Source organism: Dactylosporangium sp. NPDC005555, from assembly GCF_040605635.1.
Taxonomy (GTDB): Bacteria; Actinomycetota; Actinomycetes; order Mycobacteriales; family Micromonosporaceae; genus Dactylosporangium.
On sequence record NZ_JBEXDG010000049.1, the window covers coordinates 1 to 25,701 of the forward strand.

24 protein-coding genes are annotated in these 25,701 nt (G+C 69.7%); 11 read left to right on the forward strand and 13 right to left on the reverse strand.

The window, feature by feature from the left end:
• A partial coding sequence (locus ABZS58_RS37715) for a HAMP domain-containing protein (RefSeq protein WP_354788225.1) occupies nt 1-230 on the reverse strand: 230 nt, incomplete at its 3' end.
• A 195-nt stretch (nt 231-425) separates the two neighbouring features.
• Nucleotides 426-1,202 (reverse strand): endo alpha-1,4 polygalactosaminidase, encoded by a 777-nt coding sequence (locus tag ABZS58_RS37720; RefSeq protein WP_354788317.1) that lies wholly within the window; start codon nt 1,200-1,202, stop codon nt 426-428.
• Nucleotides 1,203-1,473: 271 nt separating this feature from the next.
• On the opposite strand from ABZS58_RS37720, the gene ABZS58_RS37725 reads away from it, so the two are divergent.
• Nucleotides 1,474-2,424 (forward strand): sugar kinase, encoded by a 951-nt coding sequence (locus ABZS58_RS37725; protein ID WP_354788227.1) that lies wholly within the window; start codon nt 1,474-1,476, stop codon nt 2,422-2,424.
• Here the strand turns inward: ABZS58_RS37725 and ABZS58_RS37730 are convergent.
• The 5 genes from ABZS58_RS37730 to ABZS58_RS37750 all read right to left on the reverse strand — a co-directional run bounded on the left by ABZS58_RS37730 (nt 2,405) and on the right by ABZS58_RS37750 (nt 7,841).
• A complete protein-coding gene (locus ABZS58_RS37730; protein WP_354788228.1) occupies nt 2,405-3,238 on the reverse strand; it encodes a carbohydrate ABC transporter permease in 834 nt (277 codons plus the stop codon). The genes ABZS58_RS37725 and ABZS58_RS37730 overlap by 20 nt on opposite strands.
• Complete coding sequence (locus ABZS58_RS37735) at nt 3,238-4,176, reverse strand: sugar ABC transporter permease (protein WP_354788229.1); 939 nt, start codon at nt 4,174-4,176, stop codon at nt 3,238-3,240. Before ABZS58_RS37735 ends, ABZS58_RS37730 begins: the two co-directional genes overlap by 1 nt.
• A complete protein-coding gene (locus tag ABZS58_RS37740) occupies nt 4,173-5,501 on the reverse strand; it encodes an ABC transporter substrate-binding protein (RefSeq protein WP_354788231.1) in 1,329 nt (442 codons plus the stop codon). Before ABZS58_RS37740 ends, ABZS58_RS37735 begins: the two co-directional genes overlap by 4 nt.
• A gap of 74 nt (nt 5,502-5,575) precedes the next feature.
• Nucleotides 5,576-6,454 (reverse strand): sugar isomerase, encoded by an 879-nt coding sequence (locus ABZS58_RS37745; protein ID WP_354788233.1) that lies wholly within the window; start codon nt 6,452-6,454, stop codon nt 5,576-5,578.
• Nucleotides 6,455-6,533: 79 nt separating this feature from the next.
• Nucleotides 6,534-7,841 (reverse strand): alpha-glucosidase/alpha-galactosidase, encoded by a 1,308-nt coding sequence (locus ABZS58_RS37750; RefSeq protein ID WP_354788235.1) that lies wholly within the window; start codon nt 7,839-7,841, stop codon nt 6,534-6,536.
• Nucleotides 7,842-7,951: 110 nt separating this feature from the next.
• Between ABZS58_RS37750 and ABZS58_RS37755 the strand changes: the two genes are divergently transcribed.
• Nucleotides 7,952-8,731, forward strand: coding sequence for a DeoR/GlpR family DNA-binding transcription regulator (locus ABZS58_RS37755; protein WP_354788236.1), 780 nt, complete (start codon nt 7,952-7,954; stop codon nt 8,729-8,731).
• Between the two features lie 53 nt (nt 8,732-8,784).
• Here ABZS58_RS37755 and ABZS58_RS37760 read toward each other — a convergent pair whose 3' ends face one another.
• Together ABZS58_RS37760 and ABZS58_RS37765 are read right to left on the reverse strand one after the other, a co-directional pair.
• On the reverse strand, nt 8,785-8,925 hold the full coding sequence (locus ABZS58_RS37760) for a hypothetical protein (RefSeq protein WP_354788238.1): 141 nt from the start codon (nt 8,923-8,925) through the stop codon (nt 8,785-8,787).
• Nucleotides 8,907-9,041 carry a hypothetical protein gene (locus ABZS58_RS37765; protein ID WP_354788239.1) on the reverse strand — a complete coding sequence of 45 codons (135 nt, stop codon included), beginning with the start codon at nt 9,039-9,041 and terminating at the stop codon, nt 8,907-8,909. The genes ABZS58_RS37760 and ABZS58_RS37765 overlap by 19 nt, the downstream gene beginning before the upstream one ends.
• A gap of 338 nt (nt 9,042-9,379) precedes the next feature.
• On the opposite strand from ABZS58_RS37765, the gene ABZS58_RS37770 reads away from it, so the two are divergent.
• A complete protein-coding gene (locus ABZS58_RS37770) occupies nt 9,380-10,948 on the forward strand; it encodes a carbohydrate-binding protein (protein WP_354788240.1) in 1,569 nt (522 codons plus the stop codon).
• The gene (locus ABZS58_RS37775; RefSeq protein WP_354788241.1) at nt 10,846-12,201 is read left to right on the forward strand and encodes a glycosyl hydrolase family 8; all 1,356 of its coding nucleotides are present in this window, start codon (nt 10,846-10,848) and stop codon (nt 12,199-12,201) included. The genes ABZS58_RS37770 and ABZS58_RS37775 overlap by 103 nt, the downstream gene beginning before the upstream one ends.
• A gap of 133 nt (nt 12,202-12,334) precedes the next feature.
• Here ABZS58_RS37775 and ABZS58_RS37780 read toward each other — a convergent pair whose 3' ends face one another.
• Nucleotides 12,335-12,508: a tyrosine-type recombinase/integrase gene (locus tag ABZS58_RS37780; protein WP_354788242.1), complete on the reverse strand. Its 174-nt coding sequence runs from the start codon at nt 12,506-12,508 to the stop codon at nt 12,335-12,337.
• Between the two features lie 127 nt (nt 12,509-12,635).
• Here ABZS58_RS37780 and ABZS58_RS37785 point away from each other — a divergent pair, with 127 nt between their 5' ends.
• A complete protein-coding gene (locus ABZS58_RS37785) occupies nt 12,636-14,237 on the forward strand; it encodes a family 20 glycosylhydrolase (protein WP_354788243.1) in 1,602 nt (533 codons plus the stop codon).
• 76 nt (nt 14,238-14,313) lie between these two features.
• Nucleotides 14,314-16,959, forward strand: a complete 2,646-nt coding sequence (locus ABZS58_RS37790) for a hypothetical protein (RefSeq protein ID WP_354788245.1) — start codon at nt 14,314-14,316, stop codon at nt 16,957-16,959.
• Nucleotides 16,960-17,013: 54 nt separating this feature from the next.
• Here ABZS58_RS37790 and ABZS58_RS37795 read toward each other — a convergent pair whose 3' ends face one another.
• Nucleotides 17,014-18,213: an ROK family transcriptional regulator gene (locus ABZS58_RS37795; protein ID WP_354788246.1), complete on the reverse strand. Its 1,200-nt coding sequence runs from the start codon at nt 18,211-18,213 to the stop codon at nt 17,014-17,016.
• Between the two features lie 120 nt (nt 18,214-18,333).
• Between ABZS58_RS37795 and ABZS58_RS37800 the strand changes: the two genes are divergently transcribed.
• The 4 genes from ABZS58_RS37800 to ABZS58_RS37815 are packed head-to-tail and all read left to right on the forward strand — an operon-like array spanning nt 18,334 to nt 22,173.
• Nucleotides 18,334-19,407 carry a sugar ABC transporter substrate-binding protein gene (locus ABZS58_RS37800; protein ID WP_354788247.1) on the forward strand — a complete coding sequence of 358 codons (1,074 nt, stop codon included), beginning with the start codon at nt 18,334-18,336 and terminating at the stop codon, nt 19,405-19,407.
• A complete protein-coding gene (locus ABZS58_RS37805; RefSeq protein ID WP_354788249.1) occupies nt 19,407-20,126 on the forward strand; it encodes an ATP-binding cassette domain-containing protein in 720 nt (239 codons plus the stop codon). Before ABZS58_RS37800 ends, ABZS58_RS37805 begins: the two co-directional genes overlap by 1 nt.
• Complete coding sequence (locus ABZS58_RS37810; protein WP_354788251.1) at nt 20,123-21,295, forward strand: sugar ABC transporter permease; 1,173 nt, start codon at nt 20,123-20,125, stop codon at nt 21,293-21,295. Before ABZS58_RS37805 ends, ABZS58_RS37810 begins: the two co-directional genes overlap by 4 nt.
• Nucleotides 21,292-22,173 (forward strand): ROK family protein, encoded by an 882-nt coding sequence (locus tag ABZS58_RS37815; RefSeq protein WP_354788252.1) that lies wholly within the window; start codon nt 21,292-21,294, stop codon nt 22,171-22,173. Before ABZS58_RS37810 ends, ABZS58_RS37815 begins: the two co-directional genes overlap by 4 nt.
• 149 nt (nt 22,174-22,322) lie before the next feature.
• On the opposite strand, the gene ABZS58_RS37820 is transcribed toward ABZS58_RS37815, so the two are convergent.
• Nucleotides 22,323-23,606 (reverse strand): ROK family transcriptional regulator, encoded by a 1,284-nt coding sequence (locus ABZS58_RS37820; protein WP_354788254.1) that lies wholly within the window; start codon nt 23,604-23,606, stop codon nt 22,323-22,325.
• Between the two features lie 397 nt (nt 23,607-24,003).
• On the opposite strand from ABZS58_RS37820, the gene ABZS58_RS37825 reads away from it, so the two are divergent.
• Entirely contained in the window at nt 24,004-24,246 is a 243-nt protein-coding gene (locus ABZS58_RS37825; protein WP_354788255.1) for a hypothetical protein, read from the forward strand.
• 501 nt (nt 24,247-24,747) lie between these two features.
• On the opposite strand, the gene ABZS58_RS37830 is transcribed toward ABZS58_RS37825, so the two are convergent.
• Nucleotides 24,748-25,506 (reverse strand): SDR family oxidoreductase, encoded by a 759-nt coding sequence (locus tag ABZS58_RS37830; protein ID WP_354788257.1) that lies wholly within the window; start codon nt 25,504-25,506, stop codon nt 24,748-24,750.
• Nucleotides 25,507-25,701: the final 195 nt, after the last annotated feature.

Here is a 25,701-nt window from a genome sequence, read left to right on the forward strand (position 1 = left end):
TCGAGCTCCGCGGCGAGCAGGGTGAGCGGCGTGCGCAGCTCGTGGCTGGCGTCGCTGACGAACCGCCGCTCCCGCTGCAGCGCAGTGTCCAGAGCAGCGAGCATGTCGTTGAGCGTGCCGCCGAGGCGGGTCAGTTCGTCGTCACCCGCCGGCACGTCGAGCCGGACGCCGGTGGCACCGCCGGCAGCCCGCCGGCAGGGTGGCCAGGTCACCGCGAACCAGGACCACATCGGCGCATCACGGGGCGGTCCGGAACTGGGCAGTGTCGAGCGCGGCCTGCAGCGATGTGCGGTAGCTCGCCATGACGATCGCGGGCGGTCACTGTCGGGGATCGTGCAATCACCGCGCCGCACAGCACGACAGGCGCGGGCGGCACCGGTAGCCGGGTTGACCGGAGCCGCTGCCGCCCGCATGGAACGCCTGGGTCAGCAGGCGTCGTACTTGTAGGTACTGCTGCCCGGTGCCGTGACGTTGACGTCGCGGAGCACGATCGAGATCGCGGATCCGTGGCTGCGGCACGCCTTCGTGAAGGCGCTCTTCGTGTACTCGATGGCGATGACGTTGTTGCCGTAGACCGCGGTGTAGTCGCCGCATTCGCTGTAGCGGCCGCACTCCTCGGCGACGGCGAAGTCCAGGCCCGCGGACTTGCCGGCGGTGCCCAGGTCGGTGGTGTTCTTCTGGGCGATCGCCAGGCCCTTGTCGTGCGCGTGCGTGGCGATCAGCTTCAGCAGGGCGATGGCGTTGGCCTTGGTGAGCAGGCCGTTGGAGCGGTCGTAGGAGTCGATGTTGTCCGGCTCGACGGCCTTGAATCCCTTGGCCGCGCAGCCGTCGATCCAGCCGTTGACGATCGCGGCCACGGCGGTGCGCTTGGCTGCGGTGGAGACGTCGATGAGGTTCTCGCCCCAGTCGCCGTCGATGACGTACTGGCCGCCGGCGTCGCGCAGCAGCAGGTCGTCGTGGTTCGCCTGCCACCACGCGATCTCGTCGGGCTGGGTCTGGAACACGTTGACGTAGCAGATGTTGTACAGGCCGGCCGCCGGTGCGACGGTCCGGTCGCGGCTGACGACCTGGACGCCGGCCGGGGGCGTGTAGGGGGCGCCGATCTGGTAGTCGAACTTGGCGTTGACCGGCGGCAGTGTGTAGGTGGCGGCGGCGGCGGTGCCGCTGCCGATGCCGAGGCCGACGACGGCGGTCGCCGCCAGGACGAGGACGCCGACACGGCGCAGTGCGGTTCTCACAGGACTGACTCCGAGGGGATCGGGATCTGCCCCGCCTCGGGTGCTGCAGCACCCTGGCGACCTGTGTGCCGGACTTGGGAGGGGCTCCGCTACCGGCTGGGCTCGATCGCGTCGTGCGAGCGATTCAACTGCACAAACAGACGGATGTCAATAGCTGTTTTTGCGCGAAAGCTCGCCGTATGAGCGTGATCAGCCAACTGATACTGTCCATACGAACATTGAGCGAGGAGTGACGATGCGGCTCGACGTGCTCGTGATCGGTGACGCCAACCCCGACCTGGTGCTGCGCGGTGACGTGCGCCCACGGTTCGGCCAGGAGGAGCAGTTGCTCGACGCGGCCGACCTGGTGCTGGGCGGTTCGGCCGCCATTACCGCGGCCGGCTGCGCCCGCCTCGGGCTGCGCACGGGGCTGCTGGCGGCCGTCGGCACCGACGTCTTCGGCGCGTTCGTCCGGGAGCGGCTCACCGAGCGCGGGGTGGAGCTGCTCCTGCCACAGTCCGTGGAAAAGACGCCGACCGGGCTCAGCGTGATCCTGTCCGCCCCGGACGACCGGGCGATCCTGACCCTGCCGGGCACGATCCCGGCGCTGGTCCCCGCCGACGTGACCGACGAGCTGCTGGCCTCGGCCCGGCATGTCCACGTGGCGTCGCTGTTCCTGCAGCCGCGGCTGCACGAGGGGCTGGCCGGCGTGTTCGCCCGGGCCCGGCGGCTGGGGGTCAGCACGTCCCTGGACACCAACTGGGACCCGACGGGCCGGTGGGCGGGGTTGGCGGAGATCCTCGCGGTGACCGACGTGTTCCTGCCCAATGCGGCGGAACTGCTCGCGGTGACGGGTGGCAAGCCGGCCGACGCTGACGGGCCTGACAAAAAGGCCGCCATCGACGACGCCGCGGCCCGGCTGGTGGCCGGCGGGACCGCGGTGGTGCTCAAGGACGGCGCCCATGGTGGCCGCGCCTGGTGGCCGGGTGTCGGCTCGGCGACGGCGCCCGGCCTGCCGGTCGACGTGGTGGACACCACCGGCGCCGGGGACAGCTTCAACGCCGGGTTCCTGGCCGCCCGCGCGGCCGGCCGGGACATCCCGGAGGCGCTGGCCTGGGCCGCGCAGGCGGGCTCGCTGAGCACCCGGGCCGCGGGCGGCACCGCGGCCCAGGCGACGATCGACGAGATCACCCCTTCAATCCGCTGAAGGTCATCGTGGCGATGAACCGTCGCTGCGCGAGCAGGAACGCCAGGATCAGCGGCATGGTCGCCACGACGTTGCCGGCCATCAGCTGGGACCACTCGGTGCGCCGGGTGCCCTGGAAGCTGGCCAGCCCGACCTGCAGGGTGAAGCGGTGGTCGTCGCTGATCGCGACCAGCGGCCACAGCAGGTCGTTCCAGCTGGACAGCAGGGTGAAGACGGCGAGCGTGGCCAGCGCCGGCCGGGCCAGTGGCAGCACGATGCTGACGAAGGTGCGCCACACGCCGCACCCGTCGATGCGGGCCGCCTCCTCCAGTTCGACCGGCAGGTTCAGGAAGAACTGCCGCATCAGGAAGATGCCGAACGCGGATGCCAGCCACGGCACGAACGCCGCCGCGAGGGTGTCGACGATGCCGAGCCGGGCGAACATGAGGTACGTCGGGATCATCAGCAGCTGGATCGGGATCATCACCGTCGCGATGATCGCCACGAACGCGACGCCCCGCCCGGCGAAGCGCATCCGGGCGAAGCCGTAGCCGGCCGCCGAGCACAGCACCAGGTGCGACGCGACGGACACGGCCGCGACGAGCACCGTGTTGCCGAACCACAGCAGGATGTGCGACTGTTCGAACAGCTTCCGGTAGCCGTCCAGATGCAGGCCGCTGGGCAGGAACCGGGGCGGGAAACGGTTGATCTCCCGATCGGTCATGAACGACGTGAGCACCATCTGTACCAGCGGCAGAACGAACAGCAAGGACAATGGCATCAGCAGCAGGTGCCACGGACTGAAGGGCAGCCGCAGCCAGCGTTTGGCTCGCATCAGAACGCCTCCTCGCCGCTGCGCCGGCTGCGCCAGATCACCAGCGCGGTGAGCAGCAGCGTCACCGCGAACAGCAGGTAGGCCACGGCCGCGCCGTAGCCGAGCCGCCGGGTCTGGAACGCCAGTTCGTAGATGTAGTAGACGATCGTCTGGGTGCTGTTCATCGGGCCGCCGCGGGTCGTGGTGTAGATCAGGTCGAACAGCTGCAGCGCGGTGATGCTCTGCCAGACCGTGGTGAACAGCGTGACCGGGCGCAGCTGCGGCAGCGTGACGCTGCGGAAGATCCGCCACCGGCCGGCGCCGTCCATCGTCGCCGCCTCGACGAGTTCCCGCGGCACGTCCTGCAGTGCCGCCAGGTACACGACGGTGGTGAAGCCGACCTCGCCCCACAACGCGATGAGGCACACGACCAGCAGCGCCTGCCGCGGGTTCTCCAGGAACTGCTGGGTGGGCAGGCCGAGCCGGCGCAGTGCCTCGTTCGCGGCGCCGAACTGCGGGTTGAACACGTAGCCGGCCAGGATGCCGGTGGCCGCCGCGGACGCGACGTAGGGCACGAAGATGCAGGTGCGGTAGAACCCGATGAGCCGGATCCGCTGGTTGAGCGCGATCGCGATGAGCAGGCCGAGCAGGATCGACGCGGGCACGAACAGTACGGTCAGCACCAGCGTGTGCTGGGCCGCGGCGGCCAGGTCCGGGTCCTGCGCGAGCCGCTCGTAGTTGCGCCAGCCGATGTCCTGCGGTTCGGCGATGCCGTTCCACTTGGTGCGGGAGATGAAGAACGCCCAGATGGCGGGGAACAGCGACAGCCCGACCACGATGATCGTCGCCGGTCCGGCGAACGCCCAGCCGGTGAGCGTCCGCCGGATCGCCGGCCGCCGGGTCTGCCGCTTCGCCCGCTGTGCATCAGTGCGAGCGGGGACCGCGAACGTCAGTGTCACGAGTCCTCCAACACCCCGACCGACTTCTTGGCCGCGTCGTCGAGTGCTTCCTTCGGCTTGGCGGCGCCCTGCAGCACCTTGGCGATCGCGTCGCCGACGTTGCGGGACATCTCCTCGTAGCCGGCGAGGGTCGGGCGGGCCTGCTTGGCGTTGACCAGGTTGTCGAAGAACTTCTGGCCGCCGGGGTACTCCTTGACGTAGGAGGCGAACTCGGGGGTGCCCTGCTCGCTGGAGCGCAGCGGGAGGTTACCGATCGCGAGGTTCCACTTCGCGTCGGTCTCCTTGCTGGTCAACCACTTGATGAAGTCGCGGGAGGCACCGGCCCGGTTGGCGTCGGCATGGTCGAACAGCACCCACAGGTCTGGGCCGGACACGGTCTGGTGGTCACCGTTGTACCCGGGCAGCTGCGCGACGCCGTACTCGATCCCGGCCTCCTTGAGGTCCAGCAGCGTCCACGGACCCGACATGATCATGCCGATGTGGCCGTCGGCGAACAGCGGCACGTACTTCTCGTCGGTCTGGTCGAGGTACATCGACTTGTCGTCGACCGCCATCGCCCGCAGCTGTTCGAGCGCGCCGACGCCGGCGTCGGAGTTGAACGCCGGCTTCTTGCCGTCGAGGATCTTCCCGCCCCGCTGCCACAGCATCGGCCACAGGTGCCAGGTGGTGTCCTCGCTGCCCGACACCGAGTACGCCGTGCCGTACTGGTTCTGCGCCGCGTTCGTGAGCTTCTTCGCCGCGGCCCGGTAGTCGTCCCATGACCACTGGTCGGTGGGGTATGGAACCTTGGCGTCGTCGAAGAGTTTCGGGTTGTAGATGAGGGCGAGGTTGTCCACCAGCGCCGGGACGCCGATGACCCTGCCGTCGTAGGTGGCCGTGGTACGGGCCGCCTCAGGAATCTCCTGCCACCCGAAGGCGGGGTCCGCGACGTACTTGGCGAGATTCTGGGTCTTGCCGCTGGTCGCCAGCTCACCGGCCCAGCTGCCGTAGGCGTAGGAGATGTCGGGGTAGCTGCCGCCGGTGAACCCGGCCGACAGCTTGGTGAGCAGGTCGTCGGTGGTCGAGGCGCCGGTCGAGGTCTTGATCGTGACGTTCGGGTGTGCCTTGGTGTATTCGGCCGCGAGCTGCTCCGCCGCGACCTCGGCCTCGGTGGTCTGCCCGGTCCACCAGGTGATGGTCACCTGGGCGGCCGGGTCGTAGCCTTCGGCGGCGTCCTTGGTGTCGTCGGCCTTGGAGCCGCCGCTGCACGCGCCGAGCAACAGGGCGACGCCGGCGGCGCCGGCCAGCAGTCTGGTCCTTCGGATACCTCGGGTGGGGATCGTCATCGCTGCACCTCTTCAGTGGGGGTTGCCGAGGGCTGTCGGGTGCCTGGCGGGGGCACTGGGGATGGAACGCGGGTTCAGGCGAGCACGACCGACCTGGTCAGCAGGCGGGGACGGTCGGGGTCGAGGCCGCGGTGCGCGGCGAGCGCGACCGCGAAGCGCTGGGCCAGGAGGAGCTGGGCGAGCGGGTCCCGGACGTCGCGGTACGGCACGGCACCGGCGCCGCGCACGACGTCGTCGAGCGGGCCGGGCACCGCCCCGAACGACCAGACGAGGCTGTGCGGTCCGGCGACGGCGACCGGGCCGTGCCGGTAGTCCATCGCGGGGTAGGACTCCGACCACGCCTGCGCCGCTTCGCGCACCTTGAGGGCCGCCTCGTGGGCCAGCCCGACGGTCCAGCCGGTGCCGAGGAACACGAGGTGGCGGACCGTCGCCGGGTCCGCGGGCAGCGGCGCGGTGAGGCCGGCCTCGCCGTCGGCGACGAGGTGGCCGAGGTCCTCGCCGAAGGCCGCCCGGGTCATCGCCAGCACGGTCGTCGGGAAGCGGGTCTGCACGACGCTGCGCTCGTCGGCGAAGTCGAGCAGGATGCGGGTGTCGGTGAGGTCGTCGACCGGCTCCCCGTCCACGGCGGTCACCGCCACCCGGTGCACCCCGGCGGGCAGCCGGCGCAGTGCGTCGAGCACCTCGGTCGACGTGCCGGAACGGGTGATCGCGACGACCCGGTCGTACCGGCGGCGCGGGACGAACTCGGACGCGCAGACGGCGTCGGTCTCGCCGAAGCCGGCGGTCTCCCGCAGCTCGGCCAGGCTCTGCGCGATGAACCAGGAGGTGCCGCAGCCCAGCACGAGCGTCCGCTCGCCCGGCGCGGCGAGGGCAGCGCGGGCCTCACCGGCCAGCGTGAGCCCCCGCCGCCACACGTCCGGCTGGCTGGCGATTTCCAGGGTGGTGTCGTTCATGCACGGAAACTATGCTCGTTTATATTTGCGCCACAAGACCGTCTGCACAAGTGAGCATCCTGCATTGCGCGTTTGATACCTAGAAGGCGATCCGCCCACGCAATGCGGGGGGCAGCAGGTCGCCGTGCGCCTCGGTCAGATCGTCGCACAGCGCCCAGATCTGCTCGAGGGTCAGGGCGGCGGCGGTGTTCGGATCGACCATCGCCGCCTGCCGGACCAGGCGCCGGTCGCCGTCGAGCATCGCCCGCACGGTGAGCTCGCCGACGCTCACGAACCCCCGGTTGACCGCCGCGCACTGCGGTGGCAGTGCGCCGACCCGTTCCGGGCGCACGCCGAGCCGGTCCACGACGCACGGCACCTCCACCGCGAACCCCTCCGGCAGGTTGCTGATCAGCCCGAGGTTGGCGACGTTGGCGTGGATGCGGCGCAGGGTGCCGGTCTGCATGCTGTGGATCACCTGCGGCGCGTATTCGGTCGCGTCCCGGTGCAGGTCCAGAGGCTCGCCCGCGAGAACCGTGGCGCGGGTGGCGGTGTAGTCCGCGAGGTTCGCCTCGCTGATGCGCACGTATTCCCCCACCGGGATACGCAGCCGCTCCACCTCGCTGTCGTGATGCAGGTACCACGGGACATACTCGGCGGAGTGCTCGCTGGTCTCGGTCGGGAAATGGCCGAGCCGGCGGTACATGTCCATCCGCACCCGGCGGCGCAGCTGCGGATCCTCGGCGATGCGGGCGTCCAGCCGGGGATACAGGTTCTCGCCGCGGTGCTCCCAGCGCAGCAGCCACGCCTGATGGTTGACGCCCGCGGCACGGTAGTCGACCTCGTCGAGCGGCACGTCGATGAGGGCGCACAGGTCGTGCACGGTCCAGAAGACGGAGTGGCACAGGCCGACCACGTTGAGATCGGGGGCGATCGCGGCCAGGTAGGCGACGTTCATCGCCATCGGGTTGGTGTAGTTGAGCAGCCACGCGTCCGGGCACACCGCACGCATGTCCGCGGCGATGCCGGCGAGTACCGGGAAGGTCCGCAGGGCGCGGAAGATCCCGCCGACGCCGACCGTGTCGCCGATGGTCTGGCGCAGCCCGTATCCCGCCGGGACCGCGAAGTCGCGCACCGTCGCGGCGTGCATGCCCACCTGGATGGCGTTGATGACGTAGGTGGCGCCGTCCAGAGCGGCCCGCCGGTCCAGGCTGGTGATGATCTTCGGTGCGGCGCCGAGCTGCTCGGCGGTGCGGCGGGCGATCGCCTCGGCGGTCTCCAGCCGCTCCGCGTCGATGTCGTGCAGGGCGAGCGTCACCTCGCGCAACTCGTCGAACGCGAGCAGGTCGGCGAGCAGCTCTCGGGTGAACACCACACTGCCCGCGCCGAGGAACGTGATCACAGTCATGGTTCGGATTGTCCGCAGGCGGCACAGAAGCGCGCAAGGTTCTTTGACGTTCCAGACGGAAACGAACTATCCTGACTGCGCGTTTGATCATTGTTGGAATCGGAGCCTCCATGCCGCAGAGTTCCCTGCGCCGGGCCGACCGCGTGTCGGCCATCCTCGAACGCGTGTCGGGTCTCGGCTCCGTCGACGCGGGTGAGCTCGCCGAGGAGTTCGGCGTCTCGGCCGCCACCATCCGCCGCGACCTGCAGGTCCTCGAAGACCAGAAGCTGCTGTCACGCACCCACGGCGGCGCCGTCGCCGTGGACATGGCCTATGAGCTGCCGGTGCGCTACCGGGTCGGGCAGCACCGCGAGGAGAAGGCCCTCATCGCCCAGCGGGCCGCCGCCCTGCTGCCCCGCGGACCCCTGACGCTCGGCCTCACCGGCGGCACCACCACCCACATCCTGGCCCGCCTGCTCGCCGAGCGGGTCGACCTCACGGTCGTGACCAACGCCCTCAACATCGCCTCCGAGCTGGCCCTGCGCCCCCGGCTCAAGCTCATCATGACCGGCGGCGTCTCCCGCACCCAGTCCTACGAGCTGGTCGGCCCGATCGCCGACCAGGCACTGTCCGGCCTCAACATGGAGGTCGCCGTCGTCGGCGTCGACGGCATCAGCGCCCGCGGCGGCCTGACCACCCACGACGAGATCGAGGCCCACACCAACGCGGCGATGATCCGCCGCGCCGACCGGGTCGTGGTGGTCGCCGACGGCTCCAAGGTCGGCCGCAACTGCCTGGCCCGCATCTGCGTCATCACCGACGTGGCCGTCCTGGTGACCGACGCCGGCGCCGACCACGACCACGTGGAGGCGATCCGCCGGGCCGGCACCGAGGTCGTCGTCGCGGCCTGACCACCGGTGGCCAACGCAGCGGCACCTGACCCGGTCGCGTGGTGTTCAGCGCGTCAGCCGTCGCCGCAGTAGGCGCGGATGATCAGCAGCCCCTTCCCTCCCGTGGTGACGGCGGCGGCCTGCCGCTTCGACAGCCCCCAGCTGTGGAACGGCTGCTCGCCGTCGCGGAGCCGGTTCACTTCACCGCGTCCCATGACCCTTCCTGCATGTTGCCCATGCCCAGCGAGGGCGGGGCGTCGGCTCCCCCGAGCTTGCTCTTCGCCCACCGGTAGCACGACGAGCAGATCTTGTCGGCACCCCACTGGGCCATCTGGGTGGGGCCTGTCGTACTGCATCGTCGTTCGCGGGTCGGCGTGGCGGGCGGCGATCTGCACGTCGCGGAGGCTGACGCCGGCGTCGAGCATGGTCGTGACGAACGTGTGGCGCAGATGTGCGGATGCATCCTTGGCATCCGGACACCGGCGGTGGCGGCCAGGTGTTTGAGCCGGCGGGTCAATCCCCCGCACGCCACCCGTGCTGGAGATTGTATCGATGCGCCGTCATAGGGCCACATCGGCGAGGGCAGGCCCGATGCGGTCATGCGACCACCGGAACAGCTTGCGTCAGTCGATGGAGCCGCTCTTCGTCGCGCTGCAGTAGACAGCAGTGGTGGCCGCGATCCTTCCGCTGGCGGAACCGGCGCAGGCCGCCGCGACCCGGTATGAGGCAGAGAGCGCCACCATCTCCGGCGGCGCCGTGGAGTCCAACCACACCGGCTTCACCGGAACAGGATTCGTCAATTACGACAACGCGACCGGCAGCTACGTCGAGTGGACCGTCAACGCCGCCACGGCGGGCACCGCGACGATCGGGCTGCGCTTCGCCAACGGCACCACAACCGACCGGCCGATGGACGTCAGCGTCAACGGCACGGCGGTCGCCACCTCGCTGTCGTTCCCGGGCACCGGCAACTGGGACACGTGGCAGACCAAGACCATCACCGCTGCGGTGAACGCCGGCACCAACAGGATCCGTGCCGTCGCGACGACCGTCAACGGCGGCCCCAACGTCGACCGGCGCGACGTCGACGTCGCGCCGCCGACGTCGGACTACCAGGCGGAGAACGCGACCGTCTCACAGGGCGCGGTCGAGTCCAACCACACCGGGTTCACCGGCACCGGCTTCGTGAACTACGACAACATCGTCGGAAGCTACGTCGAATGGTCGATCCCGGCCGCCACCGCGGGCAACGTGAGCGTCGCCATCCGATACGCGAACGGTGTCGCGAACGGCGCGAGCGTCGACCGGCCGATGGACGTGACGGTCAACGGCACCCTCGTGCGCAGTGCCCTGTCGTTCCCGAGCACCGGCAACTGGGACACCTGGCAGACGGTGACGTTGACCGTCGGCCTCTCCGCCGGTACCAACCGGATCCGGGCCATCGCCACGACCGCCAACGGCGGGCCCAACGTCGACCGGCTCAGCACCGGCGTCCCCGGCGACACCGCACCGCCGACCGCGCCCGGACAGCCCGCCTGCGGCACCATCACCGAGAACAGCATCAACCTGTCGTGGGGTGCCTCGACCGACAACGTCGGCGTCGTCGCGTACGACATGGCCGTCGCGCCGTACGAGTACTTCGGCTGGGGCAACCCGCAGAGCCCGACCTCGGTGATGTCGGCGACCGGCATCAAGTTCTTCACGCTCGCCTTCATGCTCTCCGACGGCGGATGCAACCCCGGCATCAAGACGTTCGTCACGTTCGGCACGACCCCGACCGGGCCGGACTCCGACGGCGTCGATCTCATCAACAAGGGCGCCGCGGCCGGCCTGAACAATGACGGCTGGACCATCATGCCGTTCGACTTCGGCGGGCACAGCGGCACGATGGGCGCCGCGTCGGTCAGTGCCGCCGACGGCCTGAAGAACGCCGTCAAGAACGCCTACGGCTACAGCGATGCCGTGGCCTACACGAGGATCGGCATCTCGTCGATGAACGGCAAGACCGACGAGACCGACGAGACCGTCACGCTCGCCGACTTCCAGACGATTCTGGCGTACGCGCAACAGCACCACCTGGCCCGCCTGACGTTCTGGTCGGTCAACCGCGACCGGGCCTGCGGCAGCGGCGGCCGATGGACATCTCCGTCAACGGCACGGTGGTCTCCGGCGCACTGTCCTTCCCCGGTACCGGCAACTGGGACACCTGGCAGACCAAGACGGTCACGGCAGCGGTGAACGCCGGCACGAACACGATCCGCGCCACCGCGACCACCGCCAACGGCGGGCCCAACGTCGACAAGCTCAGCGTCGCCGTGGACACCGGACCGCCGCCGGGCGGTCCGGCCGTGCCCTTCGGCAGTCACCTCTTCCCCTATGTGAGCGGCACGCTCAGGCCGAGCGGCACGCAGTCCACTGTGGACCAGGCGGTCGTCACCTACTACAACAAGTGGAAGGCCGCGTTCGTCAGGCAGAACTGCGGCAACGGTTGGTACGAAATCATCTCGCCGGACGCCGATCACCCCTATGTCGCCGAGGCGCAGGGCTACGGCATGGCGATCGTGGCCACCATGGCCGGCGCCGACCCGAACGCGAAGACCGTCTTCGACGGGCTGGTCAAATACATGTTGGCCCATCCGTCCGTGCACAACCCCGATCTGCTCGCAGCTGAGCAGGACACGGCCTGCAAGAGCGTCAACGGTTCGGACTCGGCGACCGACGGGGATCTCGACGTCGCGTACGGGCTGCTTCTGGCCGACAAGCAGTGGGGCAGCGCCGGAACCTACAACTACAAGCAGTTGGCCATCAGGCACATCAATGCGATCAAGGCCAACGAGGTCAACCCCACGACCCATCTGCTGCTCCTCGGCGACTGGAGCACCCCGGGCGACAGCCTCTACTGGACCACCCGGCCGTCCGACTTCATGATCGACCACTTCCGCGCATTCAAGACGGCCACCGGTGACACGGCGTGGGACACCATCCGCACCGCGCACCAGAGCCTCATCACCGACCTGCAGAGCCGGTACGCGTCGAGCACCGGACTGCTGCCCGACTTCGTCGTCGACACCAACACCACGGCGCGGCCGGCGCCCGGCGAGGTGCTCGAGGACCCGAACGACGGCAAGTACTTCTGGAACTCCTGCCGCACCCCGTGGCGTATCGGCACGGATGCGGTGACCAGTGGCAACGCCGCCTCGCTCGCCTCGGCCCGCAAGCTCAACACCTGGGTGCGGGGCAAGACCGGCGGCAACCCGAACAGCATCGCCGTCGGCTACTCGTTGAGCGGCACGGCGATCTCCTCCGGCAGTGAGCCGGCGTTCTTCGCACCGTTCGCGGTGGCGGCGCTCACTGACTCCGGCAGCCAGACGTGGCTCGACGCGCTGTGGACCAAGATGGTCAACACGTCGTTCACCAGCGACGACTACTACTCGACGAGCATCCAGCTCCAGGTGATGATCGTCGTCAGCGGCAACTTCTGGGCGCCCTGATCGCAACTGTCGGGTCCGGTGTCCCCGCTGGGCACCGGACCCGACCACGTGTGCATCGGCGGGGATGGGACGGCGGCGACGCCGGTCGCCCGGCGCGGCCCGCGCTGGGCGTCGCGGCCCCGCGCCCGGTCGCTCACTCGGTGTTCAGGTCGAGATCGGTCAGCAGCAGATTCCCGACCTCCGACAGGCGGGCGCCGGTGTTGCAGTACAGCCGGATCAGAGCCTCGTCCCGCAGATTCACGAACGACTCGCCCTTACACGCGTCGAGGATCTTCTTGGTGTCGTCGTCGCGTGACCCGGGCGCCATTTGTAAAGCACCTTGCCTCTTGCTCGGGCCCATGCCATCCTGGCTGGACTGGGGATCGTCAAATGCAAATACCTGCTGGTGGGTGCGAGCCCGCCCGCAGGCTGGTGCGTTCTGCGAGAGGACCGTCATGGCCACCCCCTCCCTGCCACGACGACTCGGCGGGGCCCTCGCCGGCCTCGGCGTTGTCGCCGCCCTCCTGTCCGCCACCACCGCTCCCGCCGCCGCCGCGACCGCTGTCGCGTTCAGCTCGGTCGTCCCGGTCCCGGTCACGGCTACCGCCACGCCCGGGGTCAGCCACGGCATCACCGCGTCCACCACCATCTACGCCGCGCCCGGTTCCGCACCGGCGGCGGCCATCGCCAACCAGCTCGCAGCCCGGCTGCGGGTCTCGACCGGGCTGCCGCTGCCGGTCGTCACCACCGTCGCCGGCCCGGCCGACGGGATCGCCCTGCTGCTCACCGGTGCGCCGCCCAGCGTCGGCGCCGAGGGCTACCAACTCGACGTCACCGCGAGCGCGATCACCATCCGGGCGAACCAGCCCGCCGGGCTGTTCCGCGGCGTGCAGACGCTGCGGCAGCTGCTGCCCGTGACCGCCGACGCGGCGACACTCCAGTCCGGACCGTGGCCGGTGCCGGGCGGGCAGATCGTCGACCACCCGCGGTTCGCGCACCGCGGTGCGATGCTCGACGTGGCGCGGCACTTCTTCACCGTGGCCCAGGTCCAGCGGTACCTCGACCAGCTCGCGTTGTACAAGATCAACGTGCTGCACCTGCACCTGTCCGACGACCAGGGCTGGCGCATCGCCATCAACTCCTGGCCGAATCTGGCGACCTACGGCGGCGGCACGCAGGTCGGCGGCGGGCCGGGCGGCTACTACACCCAGGCGGACTACACGGCGATCGTGAACTACGCGGCCGACCGGTACATCACGGTCATTCCCGAGATCGACATGCCCGGGCACACCAATGCCGCGCTCGCCTCGTACGCGCAGCTCAACTGCGACGGCGTGGCGCCGGCCCGGTACACGGGCACGCAGGTCGGGTTCAGTTCGCTGTGCGTGCCGCTGGAGCTGACGTACACGTTCATCGACCAGGTGATCGGGGAGATCGCCGCGCTGACCCCGGGCCCGTACGTGCACATCGGCGGCGACGAGGCCAGCTCCACCACCGCGGCCGACTACTCGTACTTCATCAACCGGGTACAGCAGATCGTCGCCGCGCACGGCAAGACCGTCGTCGGATGGCACGACGTGGCCAACGCGACCCCGCTGCCCTCGACGGTGGCCCAGTTCTGGGGCACCACCACCAGCAATGCGCCGCTGGCCGCGGCGGTGGCGAACGGTACCAAGGTGGTCATGTCCCCGGCCAACAAGACCTACCTGGACATGAAGTACCGCAACAACACGAGGCTCGGTCAGAAGTGGGCCGGTCTCATCGACGTGAACACGGCGTACGAATGGAACCCGGGCGCCTACCTCACCGGTGCCGGCGAGACCGCCGTGCTCGGCGTCGAGGCACCGCTGTGGTCAGAAACGCTCGTGACCACGGCCGACATCGAGTACATGGCCTTCCCGCGGCTGCCCGCGATCGCCGAACTGGGCTGGTCGCCATGGAGCACGCACAACCTCACCGCGTTCAAGCAGCGCCTCGGTGCGCAGGGACCACGCTGGAACGTCATGGGCATCAACTACTACCACTCGGCCCAGGTCACCTGGCCGAGCGGCTCGTAACCGCCGGCGGGGCCGCAACGCCACCGGGCTTGCGGCTCCGCATACCCGTCGGAGGTGCAAATTGTCACGAAATCGGATGATGTATCGTCGAGCGCTGGCCACGCTCCTGCTCACCGTGACCTCGGTCCTGACCATCGGTGCGCTCGGCCCCGGCGGCGCCTCGGCCGCCGCCGTGGGCTCCACCGAGCTGACCTCGGGCTGGGCCCTGCGCTCCGCCACCGGCCTGGCCGACACCGGCGCCACGATCTCCCAGGTCGGCTACCCGACCGCCGGCTGGAGCCCGGTCACCCTGCCCTCGACCGTGCTGGCCGGGCTGGTGGCGAACAACGTCTACACCAACATCTACGCCGGCACGAACCTGCAGTCCGTGCCGGACCTGACCGGCCAGGACTGGTGGTACCGCGGCCAGTTCACCGCCGCGGCCGCGAGCCCCGGGCAGGTCTACTGGCTGCGGCTGCAGGGCCTGAGCTACCGCGCCCAGGTCTGGCTCAACGGCACGCAGCTCGACGCGAACGCCGTCGGCACGTTCGTCTCGCACGAATACAACGTCACCGGCGCCATCGTGCCCGGCGCGTTGAACGCCATCGCGATCCGGGTGACCCCGCCGCGGCACGCCTGCGCCGACCTGTCGGTGTGCACCGTCGACTGGAACCCTGAGGCGCCCGACATGAACGCCGGTATCTGGGGCCGCACGTTCGTCGACACGACGGGTCCGGTCGCCGTCCGTGACCCGTACGTCAAAACCGTCCTGCCACTGCCCGCCACCAATGCGGCCGACCTCACCGTCTACGCCGACGCGATCAACGCGACGGCGGCGCCGGTCACCACGACCGTCACCGCCACCATCAGCAAGCCGGGCCAGCCGACGATCACGGCGAGCCAGACCGTGACACTGGCGGCGGGCGAGCGCCGCGAGCTCGTCTTCGATCCCGCCGGTCACCCGCAGCTGCACGTCGTCAACCCCGTGCTGTGGTGGCCGTACCAATTCGGCAGCCCCGAGCTGTACCAGGTCACGACGGCGGCAAGCGTTTCCGGGGCGGCGTCCGACAGCAAGACGATCAATTTCGGCGTCCGGCAGTTCACCGACTACCGCACGACGGTGCAGGGCACCTCCTTCGTCGGGTACAAGGTCAACGGCCAGCCGATCCTGTTCCGCGGCGGCGGGTACGTCTGGGACCTGCTGCAACGGTGGGACACCAGGACGAACAAGGCGCACGTCGACTACGTGAAGGGCATGGGCCTCAACACGATCCGCCTCGAAGGGACGCTCGGCAACCAGGAGTTCTATGACCTCGCCGACGCGGCCGGCATCATGATCATGCCGGGATTCGTCTGCTGCAGCGCCTGGGAGAACGACAGCGGTTGGACGGCGGAGCAGACCACCGTCGCCCAGGCATCGCTCAACACCCAGATGCGGGCCCTGCGCGCGCACGCCAGCACGTTCATGTGGAACTACGGCAGCGACCAGCCGCCGACGGCGGCGCATCTGACCGCGTACAAGAACATCGCCGCCGGCCTGCACTGGCAGAACCCGACCGTGGACAACGTCGCGACCTGGTCCAACGCGAACGCGGGCATGAAGATGGACGGCCCCTACAAATGGGAGCCGCCGGTGCTGTGGTGGGACCTCACCCGCCAGGGCTCGGCGTTCGGGACCACCGGTGAGGAGGGCACCGAGGCGCCGCCGCCGCTGGAGAGCCTCTCGCGGTTCCTCACCCCGGCACAGACCTGGCCGGTCGGCAACGCGGTCTGGAACTACCACGCAGGCCGGGGCGGCAGCGTCTTCGACAACACCGACGTCTACACCACTGCCCTCAACCGGCGGTACGGCACCACGACCAGCGCCGCGGACTACTCGAGGAAGTCCGAGGTGATGAACTACGAGAACACCCGCTCGTTCTTCGAGGCGTGGAGCGCCCAGCAGCACACCCAGTCGTTCGGCAGCATCTGGTGGATGCAGAACAACGCGTGGCCGGCGCTGCACTGGAACCTGTACGACTACTACTTCAAGCCGGGCGGATCGTTCTACGGCACCAAGAAGGCCACCGAGTCGGTCCACATCGCCTACGACTACTTCAGCCGCAACGCATATGTCGTGAACTCCACCCTCACCGGCAGGACCGGGCTGACCGCCACCGCCACGGTGTACAACGTCCCGGACCTGACCCAGAAGTACACCACCAGCGTCGCGGTCAGCGCGCCCGCGAACGCCTCCGCGCCGATCCTGACGCTGCCGGCGATCACCGGACTGACGTCGACCTACTTCGTCCGCCTCCAGCTGAAGGACTCCAGCGGCACGACCGTCAGCAACAACCTCTACTGGTACTCCACCACAGCCGACGCGCTGGGCAACAAGAAGAACTGGTACTCCACCAGCGTCAAGACCTACGCCAACCTCACCGGGCTGAACAGCCTCGCCGCCAACACCGGCGTCACCACGGGCGTATCCCGATCGGTCGCCGGCGGGCAGGAGACGGTCACGATCACGTTGACCAACACGAGCCCGACCAACATCGCGTTCTTCGTACGCCCGGAGGTGACCGCCGGCAACGGCGGCAACGAGGTCGTGCCGGTCTCCTACACCGACAACTACGTCTCGCTCTTCCCCGGCGAGTCGACCCAGGTCACGGCGGTCTACGCCACCGCCGACCTGGGCGGGTCGCCCGCCTTTCTGCGGGTGCGCGGCTACAACGTCCCGGCGGTCTCGGTGCCGGTGCCCTGATCCGGAGTCCGGGGGCGGGGGGTCAGAGGCCCGCCGCCCCCGGCGTCGTCGGTGTCAGCGGGCGCGTGCCGTCCGTTCGAGGACCAGGTCGCGCGCCTCGGTCAGACCGACGGCGAGCGCGCCGAGCAGGACGGCGTCCGTGCCGAGTGTGGAGACCTCGATGCGGGGCGGATGCAGCGCGACGAGGTTGCGGAGCCGCTCGGCGACCGGGCCGGTGAGCAGGTCGCCGGGCTGGCTGCCGACGCCGCCGCCGAGGACGACGAGTTCCGGATCGAGCACCGCCGTGATCCCGGCGAGCGCGTGGCTGACATGGTCCACCACTCTGGACACGACCAGCCGCGCGGTCTCGTCGCCGGCACGGGCGGCGCCGAAGACGTCCTTCGCGTTTGCCGCGTCGTGCAGGCCCATCCGCTGCGCCAGCGCGACCACACCGTCGGCCGAGGCCACCGACTCGAACATGCCGCGGCGTCGCGCGGCGGGCGCGTCCAGCAGGGGGTCGCCCTCACCGACCGGCAGGTAGCCGATCTCGCCGGCCGCGCCGCGGAACCCGCGGTACAGCTTGCCGTCGATCATGATGCCCATGCCGGTGCCGGTGCCGATGGAGACGTAGACGAAATGCTGGACACCGCGGCCGAGACCGTAGCTCGCCTCCCCGACGGCCGCCAGGTCGACGTCATTCTCCACCACATACGTCGAGCCGGCGATGCCCGCCAGCCGCTCGACGCTCCCGCGCCGGTCCCAGCCGGGCAGGTTCGGTGCCAGGTGCAGGGCGCCGGTCGCCTTGTCGTGGATGCCGGGGGTACCGAAGACGGCGAGCGTGATGTCGTTGCGCGTGATGCCAGCCGTGGCGACCATTTCCTCGGCGAGGCGGGTGAGCTGCGCGACGAGGTCGCGGGCGCGGGTGCCCCGCGACGACTCGTCCTTGCGCGCGACGACCGTGCCGACCAGGTTGGCCAGGCCGACGCGGACGTACGAGCGGCCGACGTCGACCGCGAACACCCAGCCCGCTTCGGGGCGCACCTCGTACAGCACCGCGGAGCGTCCGGCCGCCCCCGCGCGCATCCCGACCTGGCGCAGCAGCCCGGCGCGTTCGAGGTTGGTGAGCGCCACGGCCACGGTGGGTTTGGACAGCCCGGTGTGCTGGGCCAGCTCGGGGCGCGACACCCTGCCCAGCCGGAAGATCTCAGCGAAGACGGCGCGCTCGTTCATCACCCGCAGCACGCTGGTCGTGCTCGCGGTGCCGGTGGTCTGCACCTGACCAGCGTGCCATACCAATTAAGAAAGGTCATTTATCAAATTCGTAAAGGACCTTGCCAAGGTCCGCCGGGTGGCTCAGCATGCTTGCAGAACCCTTCTCAGGAAAGGTGTCCCTCCGTGAGAGCCAGATGGTTCGTCGCAGTCGTCATCGCGGCCGCCGTTGTCAGCGGGTGCGGCGGCAACGCCACAGACAAGCCGACCGGCGACGACGCGCCGACGATCGCGTTGTTCCTGCCGGAGTCCAAGACGACCCGATACGAGGCGTTCGACCGGCCGCTGTTCGAGGCCAAGGTGAAGGCGCTGTGCGCCGACTGCAAGCTGCTCTACGCCAACGCCGACCAGGACGCCGCTAAGCAACAGCAGCAGGTGGAGGCCGCCCTGGCCCAGGGCGCCGACGTGCTGGTGCTCGACGCCGTCGACGCCAGCGCGGTCGCGTCGCTGGTGAACCAGGCCAAGCAGAAGAAGGTGCCGGTCATCGCGTACGACCGGTTGATCTCCGAGATCAGCTACGAGTACTACGTCTCCTTCAACAACGTCCGGGTCGGCGAGATGCAGGGCCAGGCCCTGCTCGACGCGCTGACCAAGGCCGGGACGGCCGACAAGGGCAAGATCGTCATGCTCAACGGCGCCCCGACCGACCCCAGCTCGGCCGACTACAAGACCGGTGCGCACAAGGTCCTCGACGGCAAGGTCCAGATCGGCCGCGAGTTCGACACGCCCGACTGGAGCCCGGACAAGGCCCAGCAGGAGATGGAGCAGGCCATCACCGCGCTCGGCCGGGACACCATCGTCGGGGTCCTGTCCGCCAACGACGGCATGGCCGGCGGTGCGATCGCGGCGATGAAGCGCGCCGGCTACCCGACCCTGCCACCGATCACCGGCCAGGACGCGGAACTCGCGGCGGTGCAACGGATCCTGACCGGAGAGCAGTACATGACCATCTACCTCGACATCCGTCAGGAGGCGGAGAAGTCCGCGGAACTGGCCGTCGCGCTCGCCAAGGGCGAGAAGCCGGCCGCGCCGACGAAGGTCGCCAACGGCACCGCGGACATCCCCGCGTTCCTGCTCGACCCGATCGCGGTCACCGCGGACCGGATCAAGGACACCATCGTCAAGGACGGCTTCTACAAGGCGTCCGACATCTGCACCGGCCCGGTCGTCCCGGCGTGCACCAAGGCGGGAATCCAGTAGTGCTCGCCGCCTCGAACATCAGCAAACGCTACGGTGCGGTCCAGGCTCTCGACGGGGTGAGCCTGGACCTGCCGGACGGCGAGGTGGTCGCCCTGGTGGGCGACAACGGCGCCGGCAAGTCGACCCTCGTCAAGGTCCTCTCCGGCGTCGTCACCGCGGACGACGGGGCGATCGAGCAGGACGGCCGCCCGGTCCGGATCGCCAGCCCGCACGAGGCGCAGCAGCTCGGCGTGTCGACCGTCCACCAGGACCTCGCGCTCTGCGAGAACCTCGACGTCGTCGGCAACCTGTTCCTCGGCGCCGAACGCCGTCGCTGGACGGTGCTCAACCACATCCGGATGGAGCGCTCGGCACGGGACCTGCTGTCCTCGCTGGACGTCCGGATCCGTGACATCCGGGTGCCCGTCGCGATGCTCTCCGGCGGCCAGCGGCAGTCCGTCGCCATCGCCCGGGCGCTCATCGGCGAGCCGCGGGTCGTGATCCTCGACGAGCCGACCGCCGCGCTCGGCGTCGAACAGACCGCGCAGGTGCTCGACCTGATCCGCCGCCTGCGCGACCGGGGGCTGGCGGTGCTCGTCATCTCCCACAACCTGGCCGACGTCCGGGCGGTGAGCGACCGGATCGTGGTGCTCCGGCTGGGCCGCAACGCCGGCGAGTTCAGCACCGCGGCGTCCACCCCGGAGGCCGTCGTCGCCGCCATCACCGGAGGCGCCGCATGACCACGACACTCGTCAAGCCGCTGCGACCGTTGCGCGCGGCGACGCGTGCCGACCTCGGCGCATGGCCGGTCGTCGGCGGCCTGATCCTGATCGCGGTCGTGTTCGGGTCCCTCAACGAGCACTTCCTGTCGGCGGAGAACCTCACCAACCTGGCCCTGCAGATGGCGGCCACCGGCACCATCTCACTCGGCATCATCATGGTGATCCTGCTCGGCGAGATCGACCTGTCGGCCGGCTCGGTCAGCGGCCTGTGCGCGGTGGTCATGACGATCCTGTCCGTGCGCCACGGCTGGAACCCGCTGGTCGCGGTCGCCGCGGCGCTCGGCTGCGCCGTGCTGGTCGGCCTGCTGCACGGCTGGATGCTCACCAAGCTGCGGATGCCCTCGTTCGTCGTCACGCTCGCCGGGCTGATCGGCTGGCAGGGCCTGATGCTGTACCTGCTGGGCCGCGGCGGGACGATCAACCTGCCGTTCGACGGGTTTCTCGCGCGGTTGAGCGGCACCTGGCTGCCGCCGTGGGCCGGCTGGCTGGTGGCGGCGCTCATCGTCGCCGGCTGGAGCGCCGGCGCACTGGTCAACCGGCGGCTGCGCCGCGAGGCCGACCTGCCGGTCACCTCCGGCCTGTGGCTGACCCTGCGGCTGGCCGGCCTGGCCGCCGTCCTCGCGGTGGTGGTGCTGGTGTTGTCGGCCGACCGCGGGGTGCCGCTGCTGCTCGTCATCTTCGGCACCCTGGTCGTGTGCCTGGACCTGATGCTGCGGCACACCGTCTTCGGCCGTCACATGTACGCGGTCGGCGGCAACGCCGAGGCGGCGCGCCGGGCCGGTATCGACATCACCCGGATCCGTGTCCTCGCGTTCGTCGCCGGGTCCACCCTGGCCGCGTTCGGCGGGATTCTCGCGGCCAGCCGGCTCGCCGCGGTCAACCAGAGCTCCGGCGGCAGCGACACCCTGCTCATGGCGATCGCCGCGGCGGTCATCGGCGGCACGTCGCTGTTCGGCGGCCGGGGCCGGGCCTACGCCGCGCTGCTGGGGATCCTGGTGATCCAGTCGATCACCAACGGCATGCTGCTGCTCAGCGTCGACTCCTCGGTGCGGTACATGGTCACCGCCGCGGTACTCGCCATAGCCGTGGCGATCGACTCGCTCGCCCGGCGGGGGCAGCCCAGGTGACGCGGCACGTACTGGCGATCGACTTCGGTGGCACCAAGGTCGCGCTGGGAACGGCGGCCGTCGACGCGCCCGACGGCCGCCCGCACACCATGATGCGCCTGCCCACCCAGGGCGCCGCGGGGGCGCTGCAGGTCGTCGAGCGCACCCTGACGGCAGCGCGGGAACTGCTCAGCACCCCGGCAGCGGTGGGGGTCTCGACCTTCGGCGTGGTCCGCGACGACGTGGTCCGTCTGGCCCCGAACGTGCCCGGATGGGACGGCATGGCACTGCCACGGCTCCTGCGTACCGAGTTCGGTGACACCCCCGTCGCGATCGACAACGACGTCAACGCCGGCGCCGCCGCCGAGCTGCGCTGGGGAGCCCTCCGCGGCGTCGACATCGGCCTCTACGTCAACCTGGGCACCGGTCTGGCCGCCGCACTGGTGGCCGGCGGCCGGGTCCTGCCCGGTGCCCACGGCGCCGCGGGCGAGATCGGCTACCTGCGCGACTCCGCCTCCGCCCCGGCCTTCGCCGACGGCCACGCCCCGCTGGAGGAGGCGGTCTCCGGCAGCGCCCTGGCCCGCCGTGGCTCAGCGCTGCTCGGCCGGGAGGTGACCGCTGCCGAACTGTTCGACCTGCACGCCGAACCCGGCGTCGGCGAACTGCTGGACGAGGCACTGGACACCCTGTCCCGGACGATCGCCAACCTCTGCGTCACCCTCGACCCGCAACGCGTCGTCATCGGCGGCGGCCTGATGGGTGCCGCCCCGCACATCCTCCCGCGGGTGGCGACAGCCCTCACCCGCTCGGTGCCCTTCCCGCCACACCTGACGACCGCCACCTTCGTCGACGACGCCCCGCTCGTCGGTGCCCTGGCCCTGGCCCTGGCCCTGGCGTGATCCGATCGGGGTAGGTCCATGATGCTGGACATCCTTCCGGAGCCCGCAGGCTCCTGATCTCAGATGTCCGCCATAACGGGGCAGGCCCAATCGCCCTGAGCGGGCACGAGCGGGACGTCTACGACCATGCGATCCCTGATCGCCTACGATCACTGACCCCTTGGAATAGACCGTCTAATTTCGGTCCCTTCGGTGGTTGTCCGAAGCAGTTGACTGTCGCGTGTGCCCGTGCGGGCCGGCGTCGCGGCCGTAACGAAGGCGAGCAGGTGCTGCGGATCGGCCAGTAGCGGGACAAAGCCGAGTTCGGCGGCGCCGACAAGGGTCGCGTCGTTGCCCAGACCCGAGGTGCGCAGTCGTACCCGCTCGCGGGCCACCGGCAGAACGTTGATCGCGATCCGGGCACGCACCTGCGCCGACGCGGCCGGGTAGACCTCGCGCAGCATCCCGCCGAAGATCACCATGGCCGGGTTGAACAAGTTGATAAGATTGGCCACGCCGATGCCGAGCCAGTCCCCGATGCGCCGCACCGATTCCAGCGCGGCCGGATCGCCCCGGTCGGCGTCATCGACCACAGCCCGTACGGCGTCGCGGCCGAACTGCGTGGCGGGCCTGCCTGCGGTGTCGAGCAGGGCTCGTTCGCCCACCTCAGCCTCGAAACAACCCCGCGAGCCGCAACCACATGCCCGCCCGTCGTACGGGTTGATCACCATGTGGCCCACCTCACAGCCGTAGCCGCCATCTCCATCGAGCAACTTGCCCCCGACGATGATCCCGCCCCCAACGCCCACATCGCCGTGCAGATAGATCAGGTTCTGCAGGCCGATACCGACACCGCGCTGCTGTTCGGCCAGGGCGCCCAGGTGTGCCTCGTTACCCACGGCCACCGGCAGGCCCAGTCCGAGCCGCCGGGAGAGTTCGGCGCCGAATGCCTGGTCCACCCAACCCAGGTCAGGGCCGAAGCGCACCATGCCGTCATAGGGCCGAATCATGCCGCAGTACGATGCGCCGATCCCGACGCAGGCCGAACTGGCCGGCGCAGAGCGGTGCAACCGACGGCCGAAGCGGGCCAGCACGTCCACGACCCAGTCAAGATCAGCACCGGCCCGTGGTCGTACCGCCTCGAGCCGGTCGAGTACGGTCCCGCCCAGATCCACCCTGGCCGCAGTCACCCGGTCCACGGCGACATCGAAGGCCAGCACGTGTACCCGGTTGGGCTCGGGGCGCACCACCAACGACGGGCGCCCACGCCGGCCGGCGCCGGCCGGCGTCTCCTCTCGGACCAAGCCGACAGCGATCAGTTCGGCCGTCAGCGCCATAATGGTGCTGCGGTTCAAGCCCATCCTCTCGGCCAACGCTGCACGGGAGACCGCGCCGTCCAGATGGACGTACCGCAACAGGATGCCAAGGTTGGGCGATGGATCCTGCAGAACCACGCGAAACCTCCGACATCGGCTCGGATGTGCCAACAGTCGAGCCCGAAAACAGGACCGGCGGGCGCCGCAGTCCAAGGCCACAGCGTACCGAGAACCCCACCCCGTGTTTGCGCTCGGCCAATGCGCCCATCTCGGTGTTGCTCCCACCAACACCGCATGCCGTAACCCATCCGAAGACCGAGTTCGGTGCCAAAGCTTGGTCGACCAAGCGTGCATTCGGCCGAACCGCACCACCCCGTCAAATGGACCGGACCATGCTCGACACGAATGACGCACACGCTCTCATCGGACTGGACCCGGTCCCGAACGCCAACGTCAACGCGCGGATCGCGGCCTGACAGGACGCACCGCCTGGTTGAGCGGGAATACCGAAGATCAGGCTGGGTAAGGTCGGTCGATGACGGTGACGCACCGTTTGGGGGTGAGCGTGATGACGGCGCATGACGCCGATCCGCACGGCAGAGATCCGTACGGGCCGGAAGCCGAGGCGCGCGATGCGGCGCGCCGGGCGGCGGAGGAGAGGCAGAGTCGCCAGGTGCACGACTCCCGTGGCGGGCGTGTTGATGAGGGGGCTGTCGACTCGACCGGCCGACGGGTCGCTGACCCACGTCGCGGCACTCGTTTCGACGAAGACGTCTGAGGCGCAGGCCTGAGGGCGCTGTTGCATGAGCGATCTTCAAGATCACTGGTCGCAAGACTTCCCGCAAGATCGAACTCGGGCGCTCCACCTGCGGGATCGGGACAACAGTTGTCCTGTTGCTTGCAACGTAGCCGCCAGATTCTGCGCTGGCACGACCACGTACTCGACTTGACTGCTCGCTCGTCGGCGAAGCCGACGACCTCGTCACCGGGAGCAACTCCCTCGACCCCCGGGCCGGTCTTCGTCACGCCCCTGCCAGGTCACTGCCCTCACCCGACGGGACGGTGGCCGGCCAGATCAAGAGGTTCGCCTCCTCCTCCTCATCTCACCCAGTTGTGTGCAGACCGACCCAAGGTCGGGCGGCCGGGGTTGCCCACCCGATTGCATCTACGCCGACGGCACGGTGCGACGCCCGCGCTGGAACGGGCCGTCAGTTGGAGGCCCGGTTCCAGCGCGGGCGTCTGTTGGAGAGGAGGCATCGTTCGACGCAGTCGGCGCCGGTCAAAGGCCGCCGGAGACGGTGATATCGGTGCCGGTGACATACGATGCCGCCGGCGAGACCAGCCACGACACAGTATCGGCGATCTCGTCGGGCCGGCCCACGCGACCGAGCGGGCTGCTCGCGGCGGCCTGCTTCGCACCTAGGGTCGCCGCTGTCATCTTCGTGTCGATAACGCCTGGCGAGACGCTGTTGACACGGATCCCTTCGGGGGCGACCTCGTTCGACAGGCCACGACTGAACGTCACCACGGCGCCCTTGGTGGCCTCGTACGCCACGAATCCTGATATGCCGGGAGGCGCCTGGGCGGCGACCGAGGCGATGTTGACGATGGAGCCGCCGGTGCCACCGTGCGCGGTCGACATCGCCTGCACGGCGTGCTTGGCACAGACCATGGGGCCCACGACGTTGATCTGCATCAGGCGGGCCAGGTGACCTGCGTCCTGCTCGTCGATGCGTGCCTGCTCGCCGGTTGTCCCGGCGTTGTTGACCAGCGCGGCCAGCGGCCCCATCTCCTGTTGCGCCCGGTCGAACAGGTCCGCGACGTCGCCCGGTGCCGCTACGTCCGCGCGCACGGCAATGGCCCGGCCGCCGCGTCCACGGATGGCGGAGACCACCGACTCGGCGCCGGCCGTGTCCGCCGCGTAGTTGACCACCACGCCGTACCCGTCCCCGGCCAGTTTCTGGGCGATCGCGGCGCCGATACCCCGGCTCGCGCCGGTGACGATCACCGCGCCTCTCCCCTGCTCAGTTGTCGTCATCTCGTCGACCTTCCGTCGCTGGATCTCTTGTCAAGGCGAGCCGCACCCGTTGCGGTCCACAACGTCAGCGACCCGACGATGAACGATCAGCAAACATGTTGACCAACCACGCCGAGAACTACCCACAGAGGCCGGGGCGAACCCCACGCCGTCCCTGATCGGAGCACAGCGCCCGGCGTCGCAACGTGGTCGCTT